This is a genomic window from Novosphingobium sp. KA1 (assembly GCF_017309955.1).
In the GTDB taxonomy this organism is placed as follows: Bacteria; Pseudomonadota; Alphaproteobacteria; order Sphingomonadales; family Sphingomonadaceae; genus Novosphingobium.
In genome coordinates this window covers 329,784-355,624 of the sequence record NZ_CP021247.1, presented here as the reverse complement: position 1 = coordinate 355,624, position 25,841 = coordinate 329,784, and the positions used below count along the sequence as shown (strand labels likewise).

The window sequence follows — 25,841 nt, the reverse complement described above, 5'->3', positions numbered from 1 at the left end:
CATGGCCACGACCGCGCCGGGAAACACGCCCGCCAACGTCCGCTACAACCGCAATCGTCGCGGCCAGCTGGCGATCTGGTGGCAGGAGATCGACCGTACGTTTCTGGCTCTCGTGCTGATCCTGATGGGGATCGGCGCGATTGCCGTTGCCGCCGGTTCGCCCGCCAGTGCGCGCCGCCTGTCGACCGCGCATGAGCGTCTACCGGCGCTCTACTTCTTCTGGCTGCACTTGCGCTGGCAGTTCGTGGGGCTCTGCGCGATGTTCTGGGCCTCCAGCCTGTCGAAGGACAGCGCGCGGCGGCTTGGCATCCTGATCGCGGGCATGATGATCTTCGGCTTGCTGCTGGTGCCGGTGGTGGGCTCCGAAGTGAACGGCGCCAAGCGCTGGTTGCACTTCGGCATCTCTCTCCAGCCCTCGCAGTTCCTCGGCACCGGCTTTCCGATCCTGCTGGCGTGGATACTCTCTTGGCGCGCGCGCGATCCCAACATTCCGGTGGTGGCGATCTGTTTCTGCCTGATGGGGCTCATCGGTGCCTTGCTGATGGCGCAGCCGGACTTTGGTTCGACGATGCTGTTTTCCGGCACGTTCTTCGTGATGATCCTGCTGGCGGGCATTCCCCTGAAGCGCATCGGCATGTTCGCGGGCGCGGGCGTGGCGGGCATCGTCGTGATGTATTTCACCTATGCCAACGGCCGCAATCGCATCGATTCGTTCCTGTCGGGCGGTAATGCCTTCGACCAGGTGGACCTGGCGCAGCGCACGCTGCTGAACGGTGGCTGGTTCGGGCAGGGCTTCTGGATGGGCATCCGCAAGATGGCGCTGCCCGAGGCGCATACCGACTATATCTTCTCGGTCATCGGGGAGGAGTTCGGGCTGATCGCCTGCATGGTGATCGTATGCCTCTATCTTGCGCTGCTGGTGCGGGTGATGCTGCGCCTGACCGAGGAAGAGGACCTGTTCACGGTGCTGGCGGCATCGGGAATCGCCTCGCAGTTCGGCGGGCAGGCGTTCATCAACATCCTCGTCAATCTGCAGCTTTTCCCCTCGAAGGGCATGACCTTGCCGCTGATCAGCTACGGCGGCTCGTCGACTGTCGCCATGTGCTTGACGGTTGGCCTTCTCCTCGCAATCACGCGGCGCAATCCCTTCATCAAGCGCGAGGGCTTCTCGCTGCGCGCCATCGGAGACGTTTCTTCATGAGTCTGGTCAGCCGTCACTACGTTCTTGCCGCGGGCGGGACGGGCGGACACCTCATCCCCGCCTTCGCGCTGGCTGCCGAACTGGACCGCCGCGGGCATCACGTCGCGCTCATCACCGATGAGCGCGGCGCCGCGATTCCGGGCAAGCCCGATTACCTGCCGGCGCATGTGCTGCCACAAGGGCGCATCGCGGGGAAAAATCCGCTGAATTGGCTGAAGGGCCTGCGCGGCATCCTGGAAGGCAAGCGCATGGCGCTGCGCCTGTTCGAAAGCTTCCAGCCCACCGCCGTGATCGGCTTCGGCGGCTATCCGGCGCTGCCGACGATGCTGGCTGCACGCTCGGCCCGTCTGCCGACGATCCTGCATGAGCAGAACTCGGTATTGGGGCGCGTGAACCGCTACTTCGCGGGCAAGGTCGATGCCATCGCCACGGCGTTCGAGCAGGTCGACCGGCTCGACCCCAAGCTTTCCGGAAAGGTCACGCTGGTCGGCAATCCGGTGCGGGACGAAGTGCTGGCGCTGCGTGATGCGCCGTTCCCCGAATTCACCGAGGACAGCCTGCTGCGCATCCTCGTCACCGGCGGCAGCCAGGGTGCACGCGTACTTTCCGAAGTGGTGCCCGATGGCCTTGCCATGCTTCCCCCGGCGCTGCGTTCGCGCCTTCAGGTGATCCAGCAGTGCCGTCCCGAGGATATCGAGGCCGTTCGTGCCCGCTATGCCAGCCACGGCATCCCGGCCGAACTGGCGACCTACTTCGAGGACATGGCCGAGCGTCTGGCCGGTGCGCACCTGTTCATCGGTCGCTCCGGCGCTTCGACGATTGCCGAATTGACCGATGTGGGCCGCCCGGCGATCCTGATTCCGCTGCCCATCGCCACGGATGACCATCAGGCGGCCAATACGCGCGAAATCGTGGCCGCCGGCGGCGCCCGTGCGATCCGTCAGGATAGCTTCACTGCGGCCACGCTCGCCAAGCAGATCCAGGCCATGGCGCTTCACCCCGAAACCCTGGCCAATGCCGCGCATGCCTCATGGAACTGCGGCTATCCCAACGCCGCCAGCGACCTTGCCGATCTTGTGGAGAGCTTCGGCGCCAGCCCGATCATGGACGTAATTCGAATGGACAAGACCGTGCCCGCCAAGAGCGGTGAAGCCCTCGCGCGCAAGGGAACTGCCGCATGAAGGGCGTTGGCACCGACATCGGCACGATCCACTTCGTTGGCATCGGCGGCATCGGCATGTCCGGCATTGCCGAGGTGATGCACAACCTTGGCTATGCCGTGCAGGGCTCCGACATTGCCGAGGGCTATGTGGTGGAAGGGCTGCGCAAGCGCGGCATCAAGGTCTCGATCGGCCATGCGGCGGAGAATGTCGAGGGCGCGGCCGTGGTCGTTACCTCCACTGCCGTGAAGCGTGAGAACCCGGAAGTGGTCTACGCGCTCGAACACCGCATCCCGGTGGTGCGCCGCGCCGAGATGCTTGCCGAACTGATGCGCCTGAAGAACACCGTCGCGGTGGCTGGCACCCACGGGAAGACCACCACGACCTCGCTGGTGGCAGCGCTGCTCGATGCGGGTGGGGTCGATCCCACCGTGATCAACGGCGGCATCATCAATGCTTACGGTTCCAACGCGCGACTGGGCGAAAGCGACTGGATGGTCGTGGAAGCGGACGAGAGCGACGGTTCGTTCCTGCGTCTCGACGGCACCATCGCCGTGGTCACGAACATCGATCCCGAGCATCTGGATCACTACGGCTCGTTCGACAAGGTGAAGGACGCCTTCGTCGAATTCATCGAGAACGTGCCGTTCTACGGCTGCGCGCTGCTCTGCATCGATCACCCCGAAGTCCAGGCGGTGATCCCCAAGGTGCGCGACCGCCGCGTGGTGACTTACGGTTTCTCCGCACAGGCCGACATTCGCGGTGAAAACGTGACTCCGGTTCCGGGTGGCAACCGCTTCGACGTGGCGCTGCGCCAGCGGGACGGGTCGTTCCGCCGGATCGAGGGCATCGAACTGCCGATGCCGGGCCGCCACAACGTCCAGAACGCGCTCGCCGCCATCGGCGTTGCGGTGGAGATGGGCTGCTCGGATGCGTGCATCCAGACCGGCTTCTCCAAGTTCGGCGGCGTGAAGCGCCGCTTCACCAAGGTGGGCGAGATCGCGGTCGAGGGCGGCAGCGTGACGGTGATCGACGATTACGGCCACCATCCGGTGGAAATCCGCGCGGTGCTGGCTGCCGCGCGCGAAGGTGTGAAGGGCCGCGTCATCGCCGTGGTCCAGCCGCACCGCTTCACGCGCCTGCGCGATCACATGGATGACTTCGAAGGCGCGTTCAACGATGCCGACGTGGTCTATGCCGCGCCGGTCTATGCAGCGGGCGAGCAGCCGATCGAAGGCGTCGATTCCGATCACATGGTCTCTGGCATGAAGGCGCGCGGGCACCGTTCCGCGCAGGTCATCGCCGGGCCGGACGCGCTGGCCGATGCGCTGGCAACCTCGATCCAGCCGGGCGACATGGTCGTCTGCCTCGGCGCGGGCGACATCACCAAGTGGGCGGCAGGGCTCGCCGACGCCGTGGGTAAGCGGAGGGCGGCTTGAGCGCGGTCGCAAACATTCCTGACGTGCGCGGCAAGCTGACAGCCGACGCGCCGCTGGCCCCGCTCGTCTGGTTCAAGTCCGGCGGCGCGGCGCAGTGGCTGTTCGAGCCTAAGGACCTGGCCGACTTGCAGGCGTTCCTGCGCGATCTCGATCCTGCGGTGCCGGTCATGGCTCTGGGCCTCGGCTCCAATATGATCGTGCGCGACGGCGGTGTTCCCGGCGTCGTGATCCGCCTCGGCAAGCCTTTCGCCAAAGTGACGAAAGTGGACGACGTAACGCTGGAATGCGGCGGCGGCGCCAGCGGCATCCTCGTCTCCTCGACCGCGCGCGACAACGGCATTGCCGGTGTCGAGTTCCTGCGCTCGATCCCTGGCACTGTCGGCGGTTTCGTGCGTATGAACGGCGGCGCCTATGGCGGCGAGGTCAAGGACGTGCTGGTTGATTGCGATGTGGTCCTGCGCTCCGGCGAACTGGTCACGCTGGTCAATGCCGACCTTGGCTACACCTATCGCCATTCGGAATTGCCCGAAGGCGCCGTGGTTGTCTCCGCCCGCTTCAAGGGGCAGCCCGGCGAGCCCGAGGCGATCCAGGCCGAGATGGACCGCATTTCCGCCAGCCGCGAGGCCAGCCAGCCGCTGCGCAGCAAGACCGGCGGATCGACCTTCAAGAACCCCGAAGGCCACAAGGCCTGGGCTCTGGTGGACGAAGCCGGCTGCCGCGGCCTGACCCTGGGCGGCGCGCAAGTGAGCGAGAAGCACACCAACTTCCTGCTCAACGTGGCCGACGCCACCAGCAGCGATATCGAGGCCTTGGGCGAAGAAGTTCGCCGCCGGGTCAAGGAAAAGTCGGGCGTCACGCTCGAATGGGAAATTCAGCGCGTAGGCATGTTTGCCGGAGCGCGAGATCAAGAACGAGTAGGTATTCAGAAGTGACCCTTCCCAAACTCCACGTCGCGGTCCTGATGGGCGGTTGGTCGAGCGAACGGCCGGTCTCGCTGATGAGCGGTGAGGGCGTGGCCAAGGCGCTCGAATCCAAGGGCCACAAGGTCACGCGTATCGATATGGACCGCGATGTCGCGCTGCGCCTTGCGGAAGCGAAGCCCGACGTGGTGTTCAACGCGCTGCACGGCGCGCCGGGCGAGGATGGCACGGTGCAGGGCATGATGGACCTGATGGGCCTCACCTACACCCATTCGGGCCTCGCCACCTCGGTGATCGCCATCGACAAGGAACTGACCAAGCAGGCGCTGGTCCCGCACGGCATTCCGATGCCCGGCGGCCGCATCGTCGAAAGCGCCGAGATTTTCGAGCGCGATCCCCTGCCGCGTCCTTATGTGCTGAAGCCGGTCAACGAAGGGTCGTCGGTCGGCGTCGCCATCGTCACGGCCGAGGGCAATTACGGCAGTCCGATCGGCCGTGAGACCGAAGGCCCCTGGCAGCATTTCGACCGCCTGCTGGCCGAACCCTATATCCGCGGCCTCGAACTGACCACCGCCGTCATCGGCGACCGCGCCCTGCTGGTTACCGAACTGAGGCCCAAGTCGGGCTTCTACGACTTCGATTCCAAGTACACAGACGGCATGACGCAGCACATCTGCCCGGCCGAGATCCCCGACGAGATTACGGCGGCGTGCAAGGATCTGGCCCTGCGCGCGCACCAGTTGCTGGGTTGCAAGGGCACCAGCCGTTCGGACTTCCGCTGGGATGACACGCAGGGCGTCGAAGGGCTGTTCCTGCTCGAAGTGAACACCCAGCCGGGTATGACCCCGCTCAGCCTGGTGCCCGAACAGGCCCGCGCCTGCGGCATGGAATATCCCGATCTGGTCGAGGCTATTATTGCCGAAGCGCTCGAAGATGCGCGCGCCCGCAAGGCGGCCAAGGAGGGCGGATGAGCCAGACGATCCGGCGCAAGCCGAAGAGCGCAAGGAAAGTCGCCGCCCGGCAAGGCACCAAGGCCAAGGTCCGCAAGGCCAAGGCGACCACGGGATCGACGCTGGACGCGGCGATGTCGTGGCTGCCGTTTACCGAGGAGCAGCTGCACAAGATCTTCCTCGTTGCCATTCTCGGCGGCGCGGTGGCGCTTGCCTGCGTGGTGGCCAATGCCGCCGGCGTGCCGATGCTGGCGAATGCGCAATTTGCGCGCGTCTCGGCCGATGCCGGTTTCGAGGTGAAGCGCGTGGAAGTGCGCGGCGTGAAGCATCTCAACGAGTTGAAAGTCTACGAAAAGGCACTGGCCGAGCGCGATCGGGCGATGACCGAGGTCGACCTCGACGCCCTGCGCGCCGAACTGCTGGGCCTCTCATGGGTCAAGGACGCGCGCGTATCGCGCCAACTGCCCGATACGCTGGTGATCGATATTGTGGAGCGCGAGGCCCATGCGGTGCTGCGCAAGGATGACCAGTTCGTGCTGATCGACGAGACAGGGCATGAACTGGAACAGGTGGCGCGCAAGGACACCGGCGGCAAACTGATCGTTTCCGGCCCCGGAGCGGGCGAGGAGGTGACGCAGCTTGCCAAGCTCCTGCAGGCCGCTCCCGCGCTGCAGCCCGGCGTGCAGGAGGCGGAGTGGATCGGCAATCGCCGCTGGAACCTGACGTTCCGCACAGGGCAGGTGCTCGCTCTTCCCGAAGGCGATAGGGAAGCGGCGAGCGCGCTGGTAACATTTGCACGGCTTGACGGAACCAACCGTCTTCTGGGCGGCAAGGTCATGGCGTTCGACATGCGTGCGGCGGACCGCATCTATATGCGCGTCCCGGAAGGCGAGGGGCAGGAAATCGCCTCCAGCGCCGGGGCCGTACCGCACGGTCAGGCCGCCGCCGAGAAGGCGCCAACGACCCTAATTCCCGCCGACGCGGAGGAGCAGTGATGGCAGGCCCCCGGATCACCCGCGTGTTCGGCGCCGTCAACATCGGCTCTTTCCGCATTTCCGCAATCGTCGCCGGCATGTCCGAAATGGGCGACATGATCGTGCTCGGTTCCGGCCACCGCGCCAGCCAGGGGATCAAGCGCGGCTACGTCACCGACATGGCGGCGGCGACGTATGCGGTGCGTGATGCCATCGACCGGGCCGAGAAGATGGCTGACACCAGCGTTACCAAGGTCTGGATCGGCTGTTCGGGGGCAGGGCTCGCCAGCCGGATCGACCAGTTCGATGCCGAGATCGGCGGCCGCCGGATCGAGCAGGAGGATATCGACCAGCTTCTCGTTTCCGCGCGCGAAGTGATCCAGCCGGACGGGCGTATGGTGCTGCACGCGCAACCTGCGCAGTACCGGCTCGATGGCGCGCATGGCGTGGGCAATCCCAAGGGGCTCCATGCCGAGCGGCTGGGCGTGGACATCCACATCATGCTGGCGGATGGCGCGCCGATCCGCAATCTGACCGAGGCGGTGCAGAGCGCGCATCTGGAAGTGGAGGCCATCGTCGGCTCGCCCATTGCGGCGGGGCAGGCCTGCCTTTCGCCCGAAGAACGCGACCTGGGCGTGGCGCTGGTCGAATTCGGTGCGGAAGTGACGAACGTGGCCGTCTACTCGCACGGCCTGCTGATCGACATGATCTCGATCCCGATGGGCTCTGCCGATATCACCGACGCGATCGCTTCGGCTTTCGGTATCCGCCGGTTCCAGGCCGAGCGTCTGAAGTGCGTGAACGGTTCGGCCATCGCCAGCCCCCACGATCACCGCGAGATGATTCCGGTCAATGCGCCGGGCGAGGAACATGCCGGGCCGATCGCCCGCCATGCCGATGACAAGAACCGCATTCCGCGCGCCGAACTGATCGGCGTCATCACCGGGCAGCTTGGCCTGCTGATGGAAGAAGTAAACAAGGCCCTGAAAGTGATGCGTTTCAATGCGCAGCGCGGCAAGCAGGTGGTCTTTACTGGTGGCGGTGCGGAACTGGTGGGACTCGCCGATTATGCGCAGGCCGCGCTGGGCAAGCCGGTGCGCGTGGGCAGCGTGCCGCATTTGACGGGATTGGCCGAAGCGCACGTGAAGCCGGGCTTTTCGACGCTTGCAGGGCTCGTCCTCTACGCGGCGGCGGACCCGATCGATATCCGTACTTTCGGAAAGAACCGTCAGCAGACAATAAGTTATTCGGGCCTGGGCGTGATCAATCGCGTCTATAGAGCACTGAGGGAATACTTTTGACCGATCGCGCGAGGGGGCGCCGGGCCAGCAAGTGGCCATGGCAAACCCGGCACGATTGGCCGCAAACGGCGGTTTCTGCTGTGGACAAAGATGGCTCACGCTTTGCCTCGATCGGGCGAAGCGTGCAATCAGACTAGTCAAGGTAAATTTCTTCGCGCACGGGCCTGCCAGGAGAACGAAATGAGCATCAACATCGGACCGCCGGCAATCGAAGAGCTTCGTCCGCGCATCGTCGTTATCGGCGTGGGCGGTGCGGGCGGCAACGCCATCGCAAACATGATCCAGGCGCAGATCGAGGGTGTCGACTTCGTCGTCGCCAATACCGACGCGCAGGCGCTCAACAATTCGATCGCGGAAACCCGCATCCAGCTGGGGCCCGATATCACGCAGGGCCTCGGTGCCGGTGCCCGCCCCGAAGTGGGCCGCGCCGCGGCTGAGGAAACCCTGCCGGACATCGAGCGTCTGCTTGACGGCGTGCACATGGTTTTCATTGCCGCCGGCATGGGCGGCGGCACCGGCACCGGCGCCGCGCCGATCATCGCGCAGGCTGCACGCGCCAAGGGCGTGCTGACTGTCGGTGTGGTTTCCAAGCCGTTCATGTTCGAAGGCACGCGCCGCATGCGCTCCGCCGATGCGGGCATTGAAGAGCTGCAGAAGCACGTCGATACGCTGATCGTCATCCCGAACCAGAACCTGTTCCTGGTCGCCAAGGCGGACACCACGTTCAAGGAAGCGTTCTCGCTGGCCGACGAAGTGCTCCAGCAGGGCGTGCGCTCGATCACCGACCTGATGATCATGCCCGGCCTCATCAACCTCGACTTTGCGGACGTTCGCTCGGTCATGGGCGAGATGGGCAAGGCGATGATGGGCACGGGCGAGGGCGAAGGCCCGAACCGCGCTCTCGAAGCGGCCGAGCGCGCCATAGCGAACCCGCTGCTCGATGGCGTGTCGATGCAGGGCGCCAAGGGCGTGATCATCTCGATCATCGGCGGCGACGACATGAAGCTGCTTGAAGTCGACGAAGCGGCCAATCACATCCGCGAACTCGTCGATCCCGATGCGAACATCATCTGGGGGTCGGCGTTCAACCCGGACCTCCAGGGCAAGATCCGCGTCTCGGTGGTTGCCACCGGCATCGAGCAGACCAGTGAGATGGCCGAAATCGCCGCGCGCCCGGTTTCGCTGAGCGCTGGCCGTGGTCCGGTTCGACCGATGGTGTCGCGCCCCGCGCCGGAAGCTCCGGCGCCTGTGCACGCCCCGGTGATCTCGCGCCCGGCGATCCAGACGCCGGCAGCCTATACACCGGCGCCGGCACCGCTCGACCTCTCGCCGCCTGCTCCGGTCGCCGCGCCGGCACCGGCTGCGCCTGTTTCGGCTCCTGTGACCTATGGTGAACTGGAGCTTGGTGCGGGTGAGGAAGTCGAGAGCGCCGATGAGGGCGCGGTTGATGGCTACGCCAGCCTTCCCGCGTCGCGCGCTGCTCCGCTTGACCTTTCGGGCGGCATGGAAGCCGCGCCGGAACCAGTTGCTCCGCAGGATGAACTGCTGCTTGGCGGTGAGGATGCCTCGCCGCTGCGTCAGCGTCGTCCCGCAGCGGAGCCCGCACCGGCCCGTCCGGTGGGCGGCGGCAGCACGCTGTTCGAGCGTATGACCAGCCTGTCGCGCCCCAAGGCAGCGGCTGCCGAGCCGGCCGCTGATGAAGGCGACGGAGCGTCGATCTCGATTCCGCGCTTCCTCGGACGTCAGAACAACCAGTAATTGGTAGCAAGCGGGGCGGGCGGTCTTGGACCGTCCGCCCCGTTCGCGTATGTGCGTGACGGGTGCAAGCGCCGCGCGCGGCGTTTTCGCAGGGTTCAGATTGCAGCGTGCATAGGCCCGGCCCGTTGAGATCATCCGGCGCCTGTTGGTGCATGCCTGGCGGCATGCGTCCGGTGTGTCGCAGAAAAGGTGTCGCAAAACTTGCGGGTCAGGCAACAGCGAGCGAGCGGGATGTGGTCTCGCAAGGTCCTCGGAACGGGGCTTTCCCTGCCGATACTCGTATCCGTGCTCGGGCCGCTGCCGGCCATGGCGCAGGGTGCGCCGGTTGTCGCGCGGCCGGTGGTGCAGGCGTTGCCGAGCGCGGATTCGCAGCGGTTGAGCGCTGCGCTTGCTCGTCTGGCGCGCAGTCCGCGCGATGCCGCAGCCCTGCAGGATGCTGCGGACGCGGCCAAGGCGCTGGGTGATTACGACGCGGCGATCGGTTTTTATCGCCGTGCGGACGAAATCACGCCGAACAATGCCCGCGTGAAAGCGGGTCTTGCCGGAGCGCTGGCGATGAACGGAGATCCGGTCTCGGCCATTCCGCTGTTTGCGGAAGCGGAGAGGGCGGGGGCGCCGCCATCGCAGATCGCGGTCGATCGGGGGCTTGCCTACGATCTGGTCGGTGCCAATGTCACGGCCCAGCATTACTACACGATGGCGTTGACCGCGTCCTCCGGCAACGAGGAGGCGCGCATGCGCCTGGCGCTGAGTCAGGCGATCGCAGGAGACAGCGCGGCGGCGCAGGCCACGCTGATGCCTCTGCTGCAGAAGCAGGACAAGCCGGGCTGGCGCGCGCGCGCCTTCGCCCTGGCGATTGCCGGCGATACCCAGCAGGCGATCGAAGTCTCCAATTCGATCCTGCCGTCGCAACTGGCGCAAAACATCGCGCCCTATCTGCGCTACATGCCGCGGCTCACGCGGGCGCAGCAGGCGGCTGCCGCCAATCTCGGCAAGTTCCCGCGCGCCTCGGAGATCGGCCGCGATGACGCGCGGGTGTCCGCTTATGCGACCCAGTTGGCTGCCAGCGAAGCGGCTGCAGCGCCGCGACCGGCGCCGCAGGCGGCAGGCGCCAAGCCCGCGGCGCGCGGTGGGCGCAAGCCTGTAACGTCCGCGTCAGTGGCCTCGTCTGCGCCGACGCCCGCGCCCGCTCGTGCCGATGCGACCCGTGTTGCCGCTGCGACGGCCGGTGCGGTGCGAACCGAGCCGCCGCGCACGGCGCCGGCTGCGCGCGACGTGGGCGGCGAATTGCCGCCCGTTAAAGGCGCCAAGGTGGCCGCTGGCGGGCCGGTAGCGACGACCGCGCCGTCCACCGTTGCCACGCCTGCTGCCGGCGCGCAGGGCTTCGATCTTGCCAGGGTGCCGGATTCGGCGGCCGGTGCCAGCCCGGCCCGAACCGCCACCCCTGAGGTGCCGCCGTCGGTCCCGGTCCGTCAGGCCGCTGCCGAACCGGCTCCGGTTCCTTCCGCGCCTCCCCGGCCGCAACCTGCGCCAGCGCAGTCTGCTCCGGCAAAAATCACCGCAGCGGAAGCCCCGCCGGAAGCGGGCGGGCATCAGCTTTCGCTGGCGGAAATCTTCGCTGATCTCGGCAAGCCCACGATGCAGACGGCGCCGGCCGCTGGTGCAGTCGACATCCGGCAGATCGAGCCTGCTCGTCCCGCGCCGCCGCCCCCGCCTCCGCCGAAGGTTGAAGTCAAGGCTGACCCCAAGAGTGAGGGCAAGGCGGACGACAAGCCGGAGATGGTCGTCAACGGCAAGCGCGCTGCCAAGCCGGCGGCAAAGCCGGTTGCCAAGGCCGCCGTGCCGGCCAAGCCGAAGAAGCCGGTGCCACCGCCCCAGCCAAGTCGGATCTGGGTGCAGATTGGCGTCGGCCGAAACAAGGATGCGATCGCCTTCGACTGGCGCCGTTATCTCAAGCAGGCGCCGGCGCTGTTCAAGGGGCACCAGCCCTATGTCAGCGAGATGGGCCGCACCAATCGCGTGCTGATAGGTCCCTTTGCGACCCAGAAGGCGGCCAATGCCTTCCTGGCATCCGCGAAAAAGCAGGGCTTTGACGACGCCTTGCCCTGGACCAGCGATGAAGGGCAGGTCGTCGACGTGCTGCCGGTCAAGTGATTGCGGCGGGCGGGTCTTTCCTGGAAAGAGGAGGGGCCGCCCGCCGGTTGGTTTCCGGACCGGACTCTTATCCACACGCTGTTAACAGCCTAGTGCAGTTTTGCGCAGGCGATCGCGCGCGCCGCATTGTGCAGCAGGGGCAAGGCGAAGCATCCATGCGGTCAAGCGACGCGGAGGGCGAATGTCGGAAATCATGAGGACGGTTCAGGACGATATCGGCCATGACGAGGACAGCGCTCCGGTGGAGATGCTGGCCGCGCTCTTCGAGGCTCGCGACTGGCCTTTCGAGCTTGCCAGCGAAGACGAGATTTCCGCGGAAGTAAAGGGCGCCTGGGCAACCTACCAGTTCCAGGCGATCTGGCGTCCGGAGGACCATGTCCTGCAACTGCTGTGCCTTCCCGACATCCGGGTTCCGGATAACAAGCGCGCCGCCGTCTACGAAGCGCTGGCGCTGGTCAACGAGCAGCTCTGGGTCGGTCATTTCGACGTCTGGTCGAATGGCGGCGTGGTGCTCTATCGCCATGGCCTGATGCTGGGCGAAGACGGGTTGCTCGGCATCGATCAGGCGCAGACCGTGGTGGAAGCGGCGATCGAGGAATGTGACCGGTTCTATCCGGTATTCCAGTTCATCCTCTGGGGGGACAAGACCCCGGCCGAGGCACTCGCGGCCGCCCTCATCGACGCGGCGGGCGAAGCCTGACGCTGTTCTGGAGCGGGCAGGGCGATACCGGGCACGCACTTGCCCAGGCCCTTGGCAGGTTCCGGACACTGGCTTAAGCGAACCGGCGTGATCGCCGGTTGCGGCAGAACTTTGTCAGGGGAATTTGCATGGAACGCTTTCAGACCATCCTGCTTGTCGGTTGCGGCAACATGGCGGGAGCCATGCTTGAGGGGTGGCTGAAGGGGGGGATTCCCGCCTCGCGTTTCACGGTCGTCGATCCGCGCCGCGAATCCGTTCCCGCAGGCGTGACCCTGCTGCGCGAACTGCCGGCCGAAGGGGCGTTCGACGCGGTGATGCTGGGCATCAAGCCGCAGGGGCTTGATGATGCCGCCCCGGCCATCGCGCCGCTGGTGGGAAGGCAGACGGTGCTCTTCTCCATTCTCGCCGGGGTCGAGTTCGATAGTCTCTCCGCGCGTTTCCCGGATGCTGGTGCAATCCTTCGCATCATGCCCAACCTTGCCGTCGCGATCGGAAAGTCGCCGGTCGCGCTCGATTCGCGCGGGCTGGACGAGATCGGCCGCGCCGAAGTGACGGCGCTGATGGCGCCGCTCGGCGGGCCCGAGTGGCTAGATCATGAAGGTCAGTTCGACGCGGTGACCGCCCTGACCGGCTGCGGCCCGGCCTTTGTCTATCGCTTCATCGACGCGCTGGCGGCGGGCGGCGTAGCGCTGGGGATCGAGGCCGGGCAGGCGCAGCGTCTGGCCGTGGCGATGGTGGAGGGGGCAGCCCAACTGGCGGCGGCCTCGCCGTTCTCGCCGGGCGAATTGGCCGACAAGGTTGCGAGCCCGGGCGGTTCGACCCGCGCGGGCATGAACGTGCTTGACGCCGATGGCGCCCTGGCCCGGCTGATTGCCGACACCATGCAGGCTTCGAGCGACCGCAATGCGGAGATGGCGGCCGAGGCCCGTCGCGGCTGAGTTTCTGCCGCGTTTACATTTTGACACAAAGTGCTGCGTCCGGTTTTCCTTGAAAAGCGAGGGGGCCGGGGCGATATTCGGGTGGTCCGGGTTTCCGCATTTGGCGGATAAACCCGTCTAAGGGAGTGTGACATGGCGAATTGGAACGACCCCCAGCCCCGTTCGGGCTTCGGAGCGTCTCCGAGCCTTGACGGCAGGACCGGCGGCAAGGTCGCATATGATGCGGGCCTGCGTCGCTACATGCTGTCGATCTACAACTACATGGCTTCCGGCGTCCTGCTTTCGGGCGTTGTGGCGCTGCTCTTTGCCAATTCCGGCATGGCCGTGCAGGTGCTGACCAGCCCCCTGCGCTTTGTCCTGATGTTCGCGCCGCTCGGGTTCCTGCTGGCGATGAACTTCGGTTTCCAGCGCATGCAGACCTCGACGCTGCAGATGCTCTACTGGGGTTTCTGCGTGGTCATGGGCCTGTCGATGGCCTCGATCTTCCTGGTCTTCACCGGGGCTTCGATCGCGACCACCTTCTTCGCGACGGCGGCTGCTTTCGCGGGCCTGAGCCTGGTGGGCTACACCACCAAGAAGGACCTGTCGGGTTTCGGTACCTTCATGATCATGGGCCTGTTCGGCATCCTGGTCGCGATGCTGGTCAACCTGTTCGTGCAGTCCTCGGCGCTGCAGACGGGTATCTCGATCCTCGGCGTGCTGATCTTCGCGGGTCTGACCGCCTATGACACGCAGATGCTCAAGAACCAGTATTACCACCTGCGCGGCACCGAGTTCATCGGCAAGGCCGTGGTCATGGGTGCGCTCAGCCTCTACCTGGACTTCATCAACATGTTCCAGTTCCTGCTGAGCTTCCTCGGCGATCGCAGGTAATCCACCGTTTTCCACGGTTGGCTGTTGCAATGCCCGGTGCGATTCGTCGCACCGGGCATTTTCTTTGGGCGTTTGTCGCGGTAAGTATACGTTCATAGGCAAATTGGAGTTTATCGGGGTGGTTAACCTGAACAAACGGGGCCTCATGCTGGGCCTTTCGCTGGCGGCAGGTTCGCTCGTCATGGGACTTTCGGGCTGCGGCCCGCAAAAGGTTGCGGTTGCGCCGCCGCCGCCGCCGGCGGCCATCGTGATCCCGCCGCGGCCGATGCCGCCGATGGGCGCGCAGGCCAACATGATGATCCCCGTTCTTGCGGCAAACGGCGCGCGCGTGACGGTCAATTCGGGCATTTCGCAGGCGCAGGCGCTGTGGAATCTGCGTTCGGCCTACAACGTCGCCGCGCTGAATTGCATGGGCCCCGATCACGGGCCGATCCTGGCAGGCTACAAGGTCTTCCTGGTGCGCCATGCCAAGGCGCTGGCGGCTACCAACAAGGCGGTCGATAAGGAATTCGCCAAGCGTTACGGCGCCGGCAGGAGCGGTATCAAGGCGCGCGAGACCTATCAGACCCAGGTCTACAACTTCTTCGCACTGCCGCCGGTGGTGCCTTCGCTGTGCAACGCGATGATCGCCCTGTCCGCCGAACTGGAAGCGCAGCCGGCCAACCAGCTGGACAGCATTGCCGTGGCCGACCTCGCCAAGGCGGAGGCTCCCTACATGGAGTTCTTCAACAGCTACGAGCAATACCGCGCTGATCTTGCCGCGTGGGAAGCGCGTTATGGCGCTGGCCAGGCAGGTGCCGCATCGGGAAGCACGCCCGTGGCGGTCGGCTCGACGGTCAAGGCGCCGCAGCAGGCTTCGGCACAATAGCATCAAGGCGTTGAAACGAAAAGGCCCGCTCCCTCATGGCAGGGGGCGGGCCTTTTCGTTTTTTCGGAGGCCTTGCGGTTTTGCTCTTCCAACCCTGCGTGCTTCCCGCTAAGGGAGCGCTCCCGATACGGTGCGCCGCGTCGGTGAAGGACTGGAACGGGGCCGTAGCTCAGATGGGAGAGCGCGTCGTTCGCAATGACGAGGTCAGGGGTTCGATCCCCCTCGGCTCCACCAATCCTTACATGACTGACCTGAGCCGGATGAACCGGTTCTACCCCGACCCGAGGCGTGGATGCGCGACAAGGTCGGGTTTTTTGTTTATCTGCCCACGGGTGCGTGCCTAAGGTGCGTTTCCGCTTGTGGCCGTCTTTGAACCCGCTGGACCGTACCCATGCATTTTCTTGACCAGGCGAAAATCTACATCCGTTCCGGCGCCGGTGGCCCTGGCGCGGTCTCGTTCCGTCGCGAGAAGTACGTGGAATACGGCGGCCCCGACGGCGGCAACGGCGGCAAGGGCGCCGACATCGTGTTCGAGGCCGTGGCCGGGCTCAACACGCTGATCGACTTTCGTTATACCCAGCACTTCAAGGCGCCGCGCGGCGGCCACGGCATGGGCAAGAACCGCAATGGTGCGCAGGGCAAGGACCTGGTCATCAAGGTTCCCGTCGGCACCCAGATCATCGACGACGAGGACCGCGAAACGGTCCTGGCCGACCTTACGGAGGCCGGTCAGCGCGTGACGCTGCTCGAAGGCGGCATGGGCGGGCGCGGCAATGCCAGCTACAAGACCAGCACCAACCGCGCGCCGCGCCAGCACCAGCCCGGTATCCCGGCACAGGAAATGTGGGTCTGGCTGCGCCTGAAGCTGCTTGCCGACGTCGGTCTCGTCGGCATGCCCAATGCGGGCAAGTCCACCTTCATCAACAAGTTGTCGAACGCCAAGGCGAAAGTCGGCAACTATGCCTTCACCACGCTGCGTCCGCAGCTCGGCGTCGTAACCCACAAGAACCGCGAGTTCGTGCTGGCCGACATCCCCGGCCTGATCGCCGGTGCTGCCGATGGCGCGGGCATTGGCGACCGTTTCCTCGGCCATATCGAGCGCTGCCGCGTGCTGGTCCACCTGATCGACATTTCCAACGACGATCCGGTCGAGGCGATGCATATCGTCGAGGAAGAGCTTGAGGCCTACGGCGGCGATCTCGATGGCAAGCCGCGTCTCGTTGCGCTCAACAAGATCGACCTCGTCGACGACGAGCTTGCCGGCGAATATGCCAGGGAACTGCTCAAGGCGGGGGCCCACGAAGTCTTCCCGATCTCGGGCGCGACCGGCAAGGGCATGTCCAAGCTGCTCGACGCGGTGATCGACTATCTTCCCGCCGCCACGGTGACCGAGCGTCCCGAGGGCGAGCAGGAAGAGGCCGACGAAAAGCCCTGGTCGCCGATCTGATCGTGCGCTCTTGCCGGCGCCGGTCATGACGGAAGCGAACACGAGCCCGAACACAAGCCCGAACCCGAACCAGCGCTTGCCTGTGGACGGGCGCGCGGCCTTGCTGATGGTCGGCCTCTGCGCGATCTGGGGCATGCAGCAGACGGCGCTTAAGGCCGCTGCGCCGGACATGGCGCCGGTTTTGCAGATATCGCTGCGTTCGGGGCTGGCGGCAGTGGCGATCGCCGCTCTCGTATTCCTCCGGGGTGAGGGCCATGCCCTGCGCGGCGGCGCCTGGAAGCCCGGCCTTGCGATCGGTGTACTGTTTGCGCTCGAATACCTGTTCATGGGGGAGGGGCTGCGCTTCACCAGTGCCTCGCACATGGGCATCTTTCTGTATACAGCCCCGATCTTCACCGCGCTTGGCCTCCATGTCGGGCTGCCGGAAGAGCGGTTGAGCCCGCTGCAATGGCTGGGCATTGCCCTCGCCTTTGCAGGCGTGGCGGTATCGTTTCTCGGCGGGGCCGGTTTCGGGGCGACCGGCGGGGGCGCGCGCGATTCCGCCTGGATCGGCGATCTCATGGGCATCGGCGCCGGGGCATCCTGGGGCGCAACGACACTGACGCTGCGTTTCTCGAAGCTTTCTCATGCGCCCAGCACGGTGACGACGCTTTACCAGCTGCTCGGTGCCTTTGTGCTGCTTGGCGTGCTGGCACTGGCGACGGACCAGACCCACGTCGCCCTGACGCCGCTGCTGGGGGTGAGCCTTGCTTTCCAGACTGTAGGCGTCTCGCTGGTCAGCCTGTTGGTCTGGTTCGGGATGCTGCGGATCTATCTGGCCTCGCGGCTTGGCGTGCTGTCGTTCATGACGCCGTTGTTCGGGGTTGCCTTTGGCGTGGCGCTGCTGGGCGAGCGGTTGGAGCCGGCCTTCATCGTCGGCGCGGCGATGGTGATCGCCGGTATCCTGCTGGTCAGCGGGCACGAGATGCTGCGCGCACGGCAAGCCCGGCGCGCGGCAATCGGCTGAAAGGGGCAGGGCCGGCCGGCAAACTGGCCGAAGCGGGGCACATCCGGGCACCCGCGTGTTGCCGAGGCGGGACAAGGTGTCGATTCTTTCACAAACGGGCGCTTTCCAGCACGGGTCATTTCACCTAGAGGCTTCCAGCAAATGCCCATCGCCCGTCTCAACGACCTTTCCGATCCCGCCTCGTGTCCGCGCCTTGTCGTCAAGGTCGGCTCCGCGCTGCTTGTCGGCCCTCAGGGCGTGCGTCGTGCCTGGCTGACCGCGCTGGTTGCCGAGATCGCCGCGGCGCGCCTGCGCGGGCAGCAGGTGATTGTGGTCTCCTCGGGCGCCATCGCGCTGGGGGCGGCGACGCTGGGGCTGGAGAAAGGTGGTCGCGGCTCGCTCGCCGATGCGCAGGCGAGTGCGGCAGTGGGGCAGATCGCGCTTTCGGGTCTCTGGGCGGAACTGCTGGGCACGCATGGCCTTACCGCCGCGCAGATGCTGCTGACGCTGGAAGACCTTGAGGAGCGCCGCCGCTACCTCAACGTCACCGCCACGCTGGGGCGTCTGCTCGATGCAGGCGCGGTGCCGGTGATTAACGAGAACGATTCGGTGGCCACCGAGGAAATCCGCTTCGGCGACAACGACCGCCTTGCCGCCCGCGTCGCGCAGGCCGCGCAGGCGAACGCGGTGCTGCTGCTCTCGGACATCGATGGACTTTACGACCGCCATCCCAAGCTGCCCGGCGCGGCGATGATCCCGGTGGTGGAAGGCGTCACGGCCGAAGTGCGCGCCATGGCCAGCGCCGAATCGAACTCGGGCATGGGTTCGGGGGGCATGATCTCCAAGCTTCAGGCTGCCGAGATCGCCGAACTGGCGGGCATCGCCATGGTCATCGGCAATGGCCAGGTGGAACGTCCGATTGACCGCATCATCGCGGGCGGCGTCGGCACGCTGTTCCTGCCGCGCGGCAAGGCCGGGACGCGAGGCGGCATGCGGCGGGCATGGCTCGGCGGGCGCTTGCGCCTCACCGGCACTATCCACGTCGATGACGGCGCTGCGGCGGCGCTGCTGCGCGGTTCCAGCCTGCTGGCCAAGGGGGTGACCGGGGTCGAGGGCGCGTTCGAGCGCGGCGATGCCGTGGCCGTGACCGATGCGAAGGGGCATGTCATCGCGCATGGCCTGTCCGAATATGCCGCTGGGGAATGCGCGGCGATCAGGGGGCTTCATTCGAGCGAACAGGCTGCCGTGCTCGGTTACGCCCCGCGCTCATCCGTGGTCCACCGCGACCAGATGGTGCTCAAAGCCCGACCGGAAAAGGCATGAATCCCAACGATCGTCCCGTCATCGCGCTGACCGGCGCCACCGGCTTTCTCGGCCGCTCCACGCTCGATGAGGCCTTGCGTGCCGGCTACCACGTGCGTGCGCTTACCCGCAGCGCACAGGAGCCCGTCGAGCACGTCACCTGGGTGCGCGGCGAACTGCGCGACACCGGTTCGCTTTCCGAACTGACGCGCGGGGCCGAGGCGATCGTCCATGTCGCCGGGGTGGTCAACGCGCCCGATGCGGCCGGGTTCGAGATCGGCAATGTCACCGGCACGCTCAACCTGATCGAGACGGCGGTGATCAAGGGCATCGCGCGCTTTGTCTACGTCTCCTCGCTTTCCGCGCGGGAGCCGCAGCTCTCGGCCTATGGTGCTTCCAAGGCGCGGGCCGAAAAACTGGTCATGGCGAGTCCGCTTGACTGGACCATCGTGCGGCCGCCGGCCATCTACGGCCCGCGCGACAAGGAGATGTTCGAGCTGTTCCGCGCGGCCCGCTGGGGCGTGGTGCCGGTGCCGAAGCACGGCAGGGCTTCGATGATCCATGTCGAGGATCTGGCGCGCCTGCTGGTGGCGCTGGTGACGGCGCGCGGCGAGGGCGTTACCGGTTGCACGCTCGAGCCCGACGACGGCAAGCCCGAAGGCTGGGAGCACGGCGAGATGGCGCGGGCCATCGGCATTGCCGTGGGCAAGCGAATCTGGGCGCCGGGCCTGTCGCGCGGGGCCTTGATGGCGGTGGCCAAGGCCGACCACTTCCTGCGCGGCGACAAGGCGAAGATGACGCCGGACCGGGCTGCCTATTTTAGCCATCCTGACTGGGTGGTCGGTGCGCATGCCCATGTGCCGGACGCAATCTGGCAGCCCCGGATCGCCACGACCGATGGCCTGCGGGCAACGGCGGAATGGTACATGGCCGAGGGCTGGCTTTGAGTTGAGCCTTGCCTTGGGCTGCGCGCACGGTGTCGCTGCCAAGCATTCCGGCGGTTGCGACAAATTGTTGCCGTCTTAAAGGAACCGACGAGGATTGCGTCCGTTATTGATGCACTACGACCCTATTCGGAGATGCAACAATGACTCTTCTGCTTGTACTCGTGGTCGGTGGCGTCATCGGCTGGCTGGCTTCGATCCTGATGCGTACGGATGCGCAGCAGGGTATTTTCCTCAATGTCGTTGTTGGCATTGTCGGTGCCCTGATCGCCGGTGTACTGATCACCCCGCTGATCGGCGGTGCGCCTATCACCAGCGGCGCGTTCGACATCATGTCGCTGTTTGCCTCGTTCCTGGGCGCGGTGGTGCTGCTGGCGATCGTCAACCTGTTCCGTCGCGGTTCCATCCGCTGACGTTATCGCGGCGGTTTGGCCCGACCCGAACCCGAACCGAGAGGGACGGCAGCCTGCGTGCTGCCGTCCCTCTTCGCATGAGCCCAGGGCGCGGTCTGCAAGCATATGTAGCGCCGTGCAAACAAAATGCCGCCAATGAATGCTTGAATTGTCGGGCAATAGGTCAGACATACGCCGACGACGCGCGGTGACGCGCAGGGGCCTCGTTTGATGTCCGCACGCCGGTTTTCCGGCGGGCGCCATGGCAGGGCTCCGGTGTTCGACAGATTCATAACCTGAAACAGGAAGACAGCCATGACCATTTCCCTGATGCCGCTGCCCTACGCACAGGATGCGCTCGAACCGCATATCTCGGCCAAGACGCTGGAAATCCACCACGGCGCCCACCACAAGACTTACGTCGACAAGCTGAACGCCGCCGTCGAAGGCACCGCCAATGCCGACAAGACGGTCGAGGAAATCACCAAGACCGCCTCGGGCCCGCTGTTCAACAACGCCGCCCAGATCTGGAACCACGGTTTCTACTGGCACTCGATGAGCCCGTCGAAGACCGCGCCGAGCGCCGAACTCGCCGCCGCCATCGACAAGGACTTCGGTTCGATCGACGCGCTGCTCGAAGCGCTCTCGAACGAAGCCGTGAACCACTTCGCGTCGGGCTGGGCCTGGCTGGTCGTCGACGGCGGCACGCTCAAGGTCATCTCGACCCACGACGCCGGCTGCCCGATCACCACCGACGTGGTGCCGCTGCTGACCATCGACGTGTGGGAGCACGCTTACTACATCGACCAGATGAACAAGCGCCCCGCCTATGTGAAGGCCGTGCTTGAAAACCTCATCAACTGGGACTTCGCCAGCGAGAACTTCGCTCGTGGCACGGCCTGGACCTACCCGGCGTAAGCCACGAAACCTCAACATAGGTTTCTGAAAAAGGGCCGGGTCGCCGAAAGGCGGTCCGGCCCTTTGCTTTTTATCGGCAATAGGAATTCGCTTACATGGATATCGGATTCATCGGCCTTGGCGCCATGGGCAGCGCCATGGCGCGCAATCTGGCCAAGGCCGGGCACCGCGTGCGCGCGTGGAACCGCTCTGGGAACCGCTCGGGCGGCGAGCTGGAGGGCGTCGAGATGGTCGCCACCCCCGCAGAGGCTTTTGCAGGCGACGTGGTGCTGACGATGCTTTCGGAAGACGGCGCGATCCGCGAGGTGCTGCTGGACAGCGGCGTGCTGGACCGCGCCCCGAACGGAGTGACACACCTTGTCTGCTCGACGATCTCGGTGGCCTTCGCGCGCGAACTGGTGGAGCGGCACGCGGCGGCGGGCGTCGGCTATCTCTCGGCACCAGTGCTGGGGCGCCCGGATGTGGCGGCGGCGGGGCAGCTCAACGTGATCCTTGCCGGGCCTTCGGCCTTGCGCGCAGGGCTTGATCCGGTGTTCGCCGCGATTGCCGGCAAAGTCTGGGACATGGGCGAGGAGGCGCCACGCGCCAATGCCGTCAAGATCGCCTGCAACATGATGATCACCATGGCCATCGAAGGCATGGCCGAGGCGGTGGTCCTAACCGAAGGGCTGGGGGTGGAGCGCGAGGCGTTCTTCGAACTGATGCTGGGCACGCTGTTCGGCAGCCGCGTCTATCAGAACTATTCGGGCATCATCGCGCAGGGCAAGTACGAGCCCGGCTTCAAGGCGGTGCTGGGCCTCAAGGACTTGCGCCTCGCCAAGGAACTCGCGGCTGAGACGGCGCCGGGCACACAGGGCAGCCTGCCGATGCTCGATGCCGTCCATGCGCAGATGGGCGCGACTGTCGAACGTGGCTACGCCGCCCGCGACTGGGGCGCGATGGCGGACTACACCATCGCCAAGGCAAAGGGCTGACGATCAGGCGTTTGTTTCCGGAACCGGCCCTTTCGCAAGCGAGAGGGCCGGTTCCGACCGCTACCCGTCAGTCGCGTGCCATCGGCAGGGCCGAGAGGTCGGGCTCGGCATCGAGCATCCGGGTGAGATCGCCGCGGGCGCGGGCGACCCGGCTTTTCATCGTGCCGATCGGGCAACCGGCGATGTCCGCCGCCTCCTCGTAGCTGAAGCCGGAGGCACCGACCAGCAGCACCGCCTCGCGCCGTTCGGGGGCCAGCTTCTGAAGCGCGGCTTCCATGTCGCCGAGGTGAAGCGGGCTTTCCTGATCGGCTTCCATCACCAGAAGGCGTTCCGCCGCGCCTTCGTCGAGCTCGGTCATGCGCCGGTTCTTGCGCAGTTCGGACAAGTAGTGGTTGCGCAGGATCGCGAAAGTCCAGGCACGCATGTTGGTGCCGGCGGCATAACGCTCCCGCGCGGTCCAGGCCTTGATGAGTGCCTCCTGCACAAGATCGTCGGCGAAGTCGGGGCGCCCCGAAAGACCGCGCGCAAAGGCGCGCAAGTGCGGCAGGACACCCAGAAGTTCGTCGCGGAATGCCGCTTCGGCCGGGGGGCGGCTGAGCCGTTCAGTCATCGTCGCTTCCGTCGAGCTTCTTGAGCAAGTCCTTGAAGCTGTCCGGAAGCGGTTCGTCGACCACGGAGTTGTACAGCTTCCTCAGTCCACTGGCCCAGCCCGGCTCGCCTTCGCCGGGGCGCGCGGCTCCGGTCCCGGCTTGCGGGGGCATGCCGGATGGTCCCGGCTGGCCATTGCGTGGAGACTGACTCACTGCGAACTTCCTTTCGAACCGGACACTTGCGTGCTGGCTGGGAGCGGGTCAAGACCGCTGCCGCAAATGCAATTGTTTGCAGCACCGGGCTGCAAGGCAATGCCGCCCGCTTCGCCAGCCGGAAAAGGCGAGGTGCCACACGGTGTCTGGGGCGCGGGGTTGGCGGGGCTGCGGATTAGCATCGTTTTCGCTGGAACCATCGAGAGGCTCGATGGTTCCCTCGCAAGCAAAGACTTGTCATAGAGTTTGTCCCATGGGGTGCCCTAGGGGGCGCTCATTGCGTTTCTCACGCAGTTCCAGCCGCGCATCGGGATTACGGATTTTGAAGTTTCTGAGCTTTCGGGGGAGTTTCGCCGGTGATTGACCAGGCTCTGCTCGACAGGGTCCAGAAGCAGGCGTGGTTCCACAAGTATCCGCGCGGCTGGCCGTTCCTGCTGTTTATCATCGCCTCGATTACCACCGCGGTTTCCGTGATGGCGATCGAGCGGGCCGATCGCCAGACCCGGCGGGTCGAACTGGATCGCAACCTTGTCGAGATATCCTCCGCGCTCGAACGGCGGGTGACCGAGAACATCGCGCTGCTGCGTGCCGGTGCGGCGTTGTTCGGCAGCCAGCGGGACGTCAGCGAGGAGCAGTTCCGCGCCTTTGCCGAAGACCTGCAGGGCAAGGGCAACCTCTATGGGTCGCTGGGCATGGGCTGGGCGCCGCTGGTGCCGGTCGAGCATCTGGCGGAGCTGGAAGTGGCCCAGCAGGACGGCGGCGATTTCGACTGGATCGTTCACCCGCGGCCGGACGTCGGGCAGGAACTGGTGGCGCCGATCCTCTACATCGAACCGCAGGACCAGCCCAATCGCGATGCCCGTGCCTACGACATGTTCTCCGATCCGGTGCGGCGCGCCGCGATGCTGCAGGCGATGAAGCTCGGCAAACCGGTGGCGTCGGGCAAGGTCCATCTCGTGCAGGACGCGGGCAGGACGGAGGCGGCGGGTTTCCTGATCTACATGCCCGTAGTTGTCGGTGGCGGATCGTCGCGTCAGGTCAAGGGGTTTGTCTATAGCCCGTTCCGCGCCGAGACCTTCCTCAACTCTGCCTCGGAACTCTATCGCGCCGACCAGATCGACGTGGCCATCTACGATGGAGCGGTGGCGCCCGAAAACCTGCTGGCCGAACGCCGGGCCGAGGGCCTCACCGGACCGACGATGGAGCGGCGCATCGATGTCGGCAGCCACACCTGGGTGGTCGTGATCAGCGATCGCAAGGTCGGCCTGCTGTCGGCCGCTTCGCGCATTACGCTGTTTTTCGGAGCGCTGACCTCGCTCATGGTCATGGCCATCGCGCGGTTCATCACCCGCCGCTCAGCTGAGGACCGGCGTGTGCTTGAGTGGCTGCAGGGGCAGGCCGCGATCCGCAATTCCTTGACCCGCGAACTCAATCACCGCGTCAAGAACACACTGGCCAACGTGCTCTCCATTGCCGCACTGACCCGCCGCCGGGCGACCGATATCGACGACTTCACCGAGAGTCTGACTGCCCGGATTCGCGCGCTTTCGGCGACCCACGATCTGCTTTCGCAGTCGGATTGGCGCCATGCCGGACTCGGTGACGTCGTTCGTTCGGAATTGGCGCCTTATATGCAAGGCAGCGAGGGGCACGTCGAGATGTCGGGGCCGGAGATCAGGCTGGCGCCCAATGATGCGATGTCGCTGGGACTTGCCATTCACGAACTGGCGACCAATGCGGCCAAGTACGGGGCGCTGAGCCGGCCGGAAGGGCGCATCCACGTCCACTGGCGCCAGATTGCCTCCGACCTCGCCGAAGTCCATTGGCGCGAGGAAGGGGGGCCACCGGTCGCGGTCCCCGGCAAGCGCGGGTTCGGGCGGGACCTGATCGAGAAGATCGTTGCCCACGAACTCAAGTCCGATGTCGAGCTGGAGTTTTTGCCGGCCGGTGTCGAGTGCCGCCTGCGGGTGCCGGTGCGCACCAGCCGGGAGTTTGCCTTGCGGAACGACCGTCGCGACTAGGCTCAGGACCCATAAATCATGCCTGCGAGGCACCGGAATGGCGAACATATCGGGCCAAAGCGGCTGCCGGGCGGGCTGGTTGCCCGTCCAAAGCGGCTTTGGTTCGAAATGGAAGCCATTCCGGTGTCCCGTAGGGATTTGATCAAAATGCCCCAGCGCAGCGTCAGGAAGCCTTGAAATATGGACATATTCCCAAGCCTTCCTTCCTCGCCCCGAGGCATTTTGATTCAAACCTCGCAGGCAGGATTTATGGGTCCTGAGCCTAAGCGGAGTGGGCAAGTTCGGCATCGCCACGATTGCCCTGCTGAACTTGTCCAGGCGCCCAGGCGCCTGTCCGGGGCAATTTTATGATTGCTTAAGTAAAGTCGCCTAGTGTGCACAGTGACACGCAAGGGGGGCTTGTTTATGGATTCGCGCGCTTGGGATCGGCAGATCGTCGAGAAGCAGGTCGATTGCCGGCTTGGTGCAACAACCGGGCGGGTGTTTCTTTATAATCTTTCGGTCGGCGGGGGCATGATCGACGTGGGATCGATGCGGATGAACGTGGGCGATTCCATCGAGATCGGGCTCGGCGGCATCCAGCGGGCTGCAGGCGAAGTCGTCTGGGCCCATGACGGCTGTGCCGGCGTGCGCTTCGCGACCGCGCTGCATGAGGCGGTGGTGCGCCATCTCGGCTTCAATCCGCCGACGATTGGTTTCGAGGAGCAGGCCCCGCGCGATCGCTTTGGCCGGATCCTGCCGCCAATCAATGCCGGTGAACGGCCCGCGCTTTATTAGGTCGTAAACTCATAAACGGCACCATCGAGGCGCCCAAATGGC

At 65.6% G+C, this 25,841-nt stretch carries 24 protein-coding genes and 1 tRNA gene; 23 read left to right on the top strand and 2 right to left on the bottom strand.

The window, feature by feature from the left end; genetic code table 11:
- The first annotated feature begins 1 nt into the window (after position 1).
- The 21 genes from CA833_RS01775 (at position 2) to CA833_RS01675 (ending at position 22,198) form a co-directional block, all read left to right on the top strand.
- Entirely contained in the window at positions 2-1,201 is a 1,200-nt protein-coding gene (locus CA833_RS01775; RefSeq protein WP_142632585.1) for an FtsW/RodA/SpoVE family cell cycle protein, read from the top strand.
- Positions 1,198-2,382: an undecaprenyldiphospho-muramoylpentapeptide beta-N-acetylglucosaminyltransferase gene (gene murG / locus CA833_RS01770; RefSeq protein WP_207079032.1), complete on the top strand. Its 1,185-nt coding sequence runs from the start codon at positions 1,198-1,200 to the stop codon at positions 2,380-2,382. The genes CA833_RS01775 and murG overlap by 4 nt, the downstream gene beginning before the upstream one ends.
- Positions 2,379-3,800: a UDP-N-acetylmuramate--L-alanine ligase gene (murC, locus tag CA833_RS01765; RefSeq protein WP_207079031.1), complete on the top strand. Its 1,422-nt coding sequence runs from the start codon at positions 2,379-2,381 to the stop codon at positions 3,798-3,800. The genes murG and murC overlap by 4 nt, the downstream gene beginning before the upstream one ends.
- Complete coding sequence (murB, locus tag CA833_RS01760) at positions 3,797-4,732, top strand: UDP-N-acetylmuramate dehydrogenase (RefSeq protein ID WP_207079030.1); 936 nt, start codon at positions 3,797-3,799, stop codon at positions 4,730-4,732. Before murC ends, murB begins: the two co-directional genes overlap by 4 nt.
- Complete coding sequence (locus CA833_RS01755; protein WP_142632589.1) at positions 4,729-5,691, top strand: D-alanine--D-alanine ligase; 963 nt, start codon at positions 4,729-4,731, stop codon at positions 5,689-5,691. Before murB ends, CA833_RS01755 begins: the two co-directional genes overlap by 4 nt.
- Positions 5,688-6,665, top strand: a complete 978-nt coding sequence (locus CA833_RS01750; protein ID WP_207079029.1) for a cell division protein FtsQ/DivIB — start codon at positions 5,688-5,690, stop codon at positions 6,663-6,665. The genes CA833_RS01755 and CA833_RS01750 overlap by 4 nt, the downstream gene beginning before the upstream one ends.
- Positions 6,665-7,945, top strand: a complete 1,281-nt coding sequence (ftsA, locus tag CA833_RS01745) for a cell division protein FtsA (RefSeq protein ID WP_142632591.1) — start codon at positions 6,665-6,667, stop codon at positions 7,943-7,945. Before CA833_RS01750 ends, ftsA begins: the two co-directional genes overlap by 1 nt.
- A 180-nt stretch (positions 7,946-8,125) precedes the next feature.
- Positions 8,126-9,703 (top strand): cell division protein FtsZ, encoded by a 1,578-nt coding sequence (ftsZ, locus tag CA833_RS01740; RefSeq protein ID WP_207079028.1) that lies wholly within the window; start codon positions 8,126-8,128, stop codon positions 9,701-9,703.
- A gap of 285 nt (positions 9,704-9,988) precedes the next feature.
- Entirely contained in the window at positions 9,989-11,857 is a 1,869-nt protein-coding gene (locus CA833_RS01735) for an SPOR domain-containing protein (RefSeq protein ID WP_242526218.1), read from the top strand.
- 181 nt (positions 11,858-12,038) lie between these two features.
- The gene (locus tag CA833_RS01730; protein WP_207079026.1) at positions 12,039-12,557 is read left to right on the top strand and encodes a YbjN domain-containing protein; all 519 of its coding nucleotides are present in this window, start codon (positions 12,039-12,041) and stop codon (positions 12,555-12,557) included.
- 128 nt (positions 12,558-12,685) lie between these two features.
- Positions 12,686-13,495, top strand: a complete 810-nt coding sequence (locus tag CA833_RS01725; RefSeq protein WP_207079025.1) for a pyrroline-5-carboxylate reductase — start codon at positions 12,686-12,688, stop codon at positions 13,493-13,495.
- A gap of 132 nt (positions 13,496-13,627) precedes the next feature.
- Positions 13,628-14,368 carry a Bax inhibitor-1/YccA family protein gene (locus CA833_RS01720; RefSeq protein ID WP_142632596.1) on the top strand — a complete coding sequence of 247 codons (741 nt, stop codon included), beginning with the start codon at positions 13,628-13,630 and terminating at the stop codon, positions 14,366-14,368.
- Positions 14,369-14,513: 145 nt separating this feature from the next.
- On the top strand, positions 14,514-15,236 hold the full coding sequence (locus CA833_RS01715; protein WP_207079024.1) for a hypothetical protein: 723 nt from the start codon (positions 14,514-14,516) through the stop codon (positions 15,234-15,236).
- A gap of 158 nt (positions 15,237-15,394) precedes the next feature.
- Positions 15,395-15,470 (top strand) — tRNA-Ala (locus CA833_RS01710).
- A gap of 157 nt (positions 15,471-15,627) precedes the next feature.
- Complete coding sequence (obgE, locus tag CA833_RS01705) at positions 15,628-16,683, top strand: GTPase ObgE (protein ID WP_207079023.1); 1,056 nt, start codon at positions 15,628-15,630, stop codon at positions 16,681-16,683.
- A 25-nt stretch (positions 16,684-16,708) separates the two neighbouring features.
- Positions 16,709-17,689 (top strand): DMT family transporter, encoded by a 981-nt coding sequence (locus CA833_RS01700; protein WP_207079022.1) that lies wholly within the window; start codon positions 16,709-16,711, stop codon positions 17,687-17,689.
- Between the two features lie 141 nt (positions 17,690-17,830).
- Complete coding sequence (gene proB, locus CA833_RS01695) at positions 17,831-18,991, top strand: glutamate 5-kinase (protein ID WP_207079021.1); 1,161 nt, start codon at positions 17,831-17,833, stop codon at positions 18,989-18,991.
- Entirely contained in the window at positions 18,988-19,917 is a 930-nt protein-coding gene (locus CA833_RS01690) for an NAD(P)-dependent oxidoreductase (RefSeq protein WP_142632601.1), read from the top strand. The genes proB and CA833_RS01690 overlap by 4 nt, the downstream gene beginning before the upstream one ends.
- Before the next feature lie 140 nt (positions 19,918-20,057).
- Positions 20,058-20,327, top strand: coding sequence for a GlsB/YeaQ/YmgE family stress response membrane protein (locus CA833_RS01685; RefSeq protein ID WP_207079020.1), 270 nt, complete (start codon positions 20,058-20,060; stop codon positions 20,325-20,327).
- 294 nt (positions 20,328-20,621) lie between these two features.
- Complete coding sequence (locus CA833_RS01680; protein ID WP_207079019.1) at positions 20,622-21,224, top strand: superoxide dismutase; 603 nt, start codon at positions 20,622-20,624, stop codon at positions 21,222-21,224.
- Between the two features lie 95 nt (positions 21,225-21,319).
- The gene (locus CA833_RS01675; protein WP_207079018.1) at positions 21,320-22,198 is read left to right on the top strand and encodes an NAD(P)-dependent oxidoreductase; all 879 of its coding nucleotides are present in this window, start codon (positions 21,320-21,322) and stop codon (positions 22,196-22,198) included.
- A 67-nt stretch (positions 22,199-22,265) separates the two neighbouring features.
- On the opposite strand, the gene CA833_RS01670 is transcribed toward CA833_RS01675, so the two are convergent.
- Both CA833_RS01670 and CA833_RS01665 read right to left on the bottom strand, forming a co-directional pair.
- Positions 22,266-22,808: a sigma-70 family RNA polymerase sigma factor gene (locus tag CA833_RS01670; protein ID WP_207079017.1), complete on the bottom strand. Its 543-nt coding sequence runs from the start codon at positions 22,806-22,808 to the stop codon at positions 22,266-22,268.
- Positions 22,801-23,001, bottom strand: coding sequence for a NepR family anti-sigma factor (locus CA833_RS01665; protein WP_142632606.1), 201 nt, complete (start codon positions 22,999-23,001; stop codon positions 22,801-22,803). Before CA833_RS01665 ends, CA833_RS01670 begins: the two co-directional genes overlap by 8 nt.
- 356 nt (positions 23,002-23,357) lie before the next feature.
- Between CA833_RS01665 and CA833_RS01660 the strand changes: the two genes are divergently transcribed.
- Together CA833_RS01660 and CA833_RS01655 are read left to right on the top strand one after the other, a co-directional pair.
- Positions 23,358-25,022 (top strand): CHASE domain-containing protein, encoded by a 1,665-nt coding sequence (locus CA833_RS01660; protein WP_207079016.1) that lies wholly within the window; start codon positions 23,358-23,360, stop codon positions 25,020-25,022.
- A gap of 405 nt (positions 25,023-25,427) precedes the next feature.
- Complete coding sequence (locus tag CA833_RS01655; RefSeq protein ID WP_207079015.1) at positions 25,428-25,799, top strand: PilZ domain-containing protein; 372 nt, start codon at positions 25,428-25,430, stop codon at positions 25,797-25,799.
- The last annotated feature ends 42 nt before the right edge of the window (positions 25,800-25,841 follow it).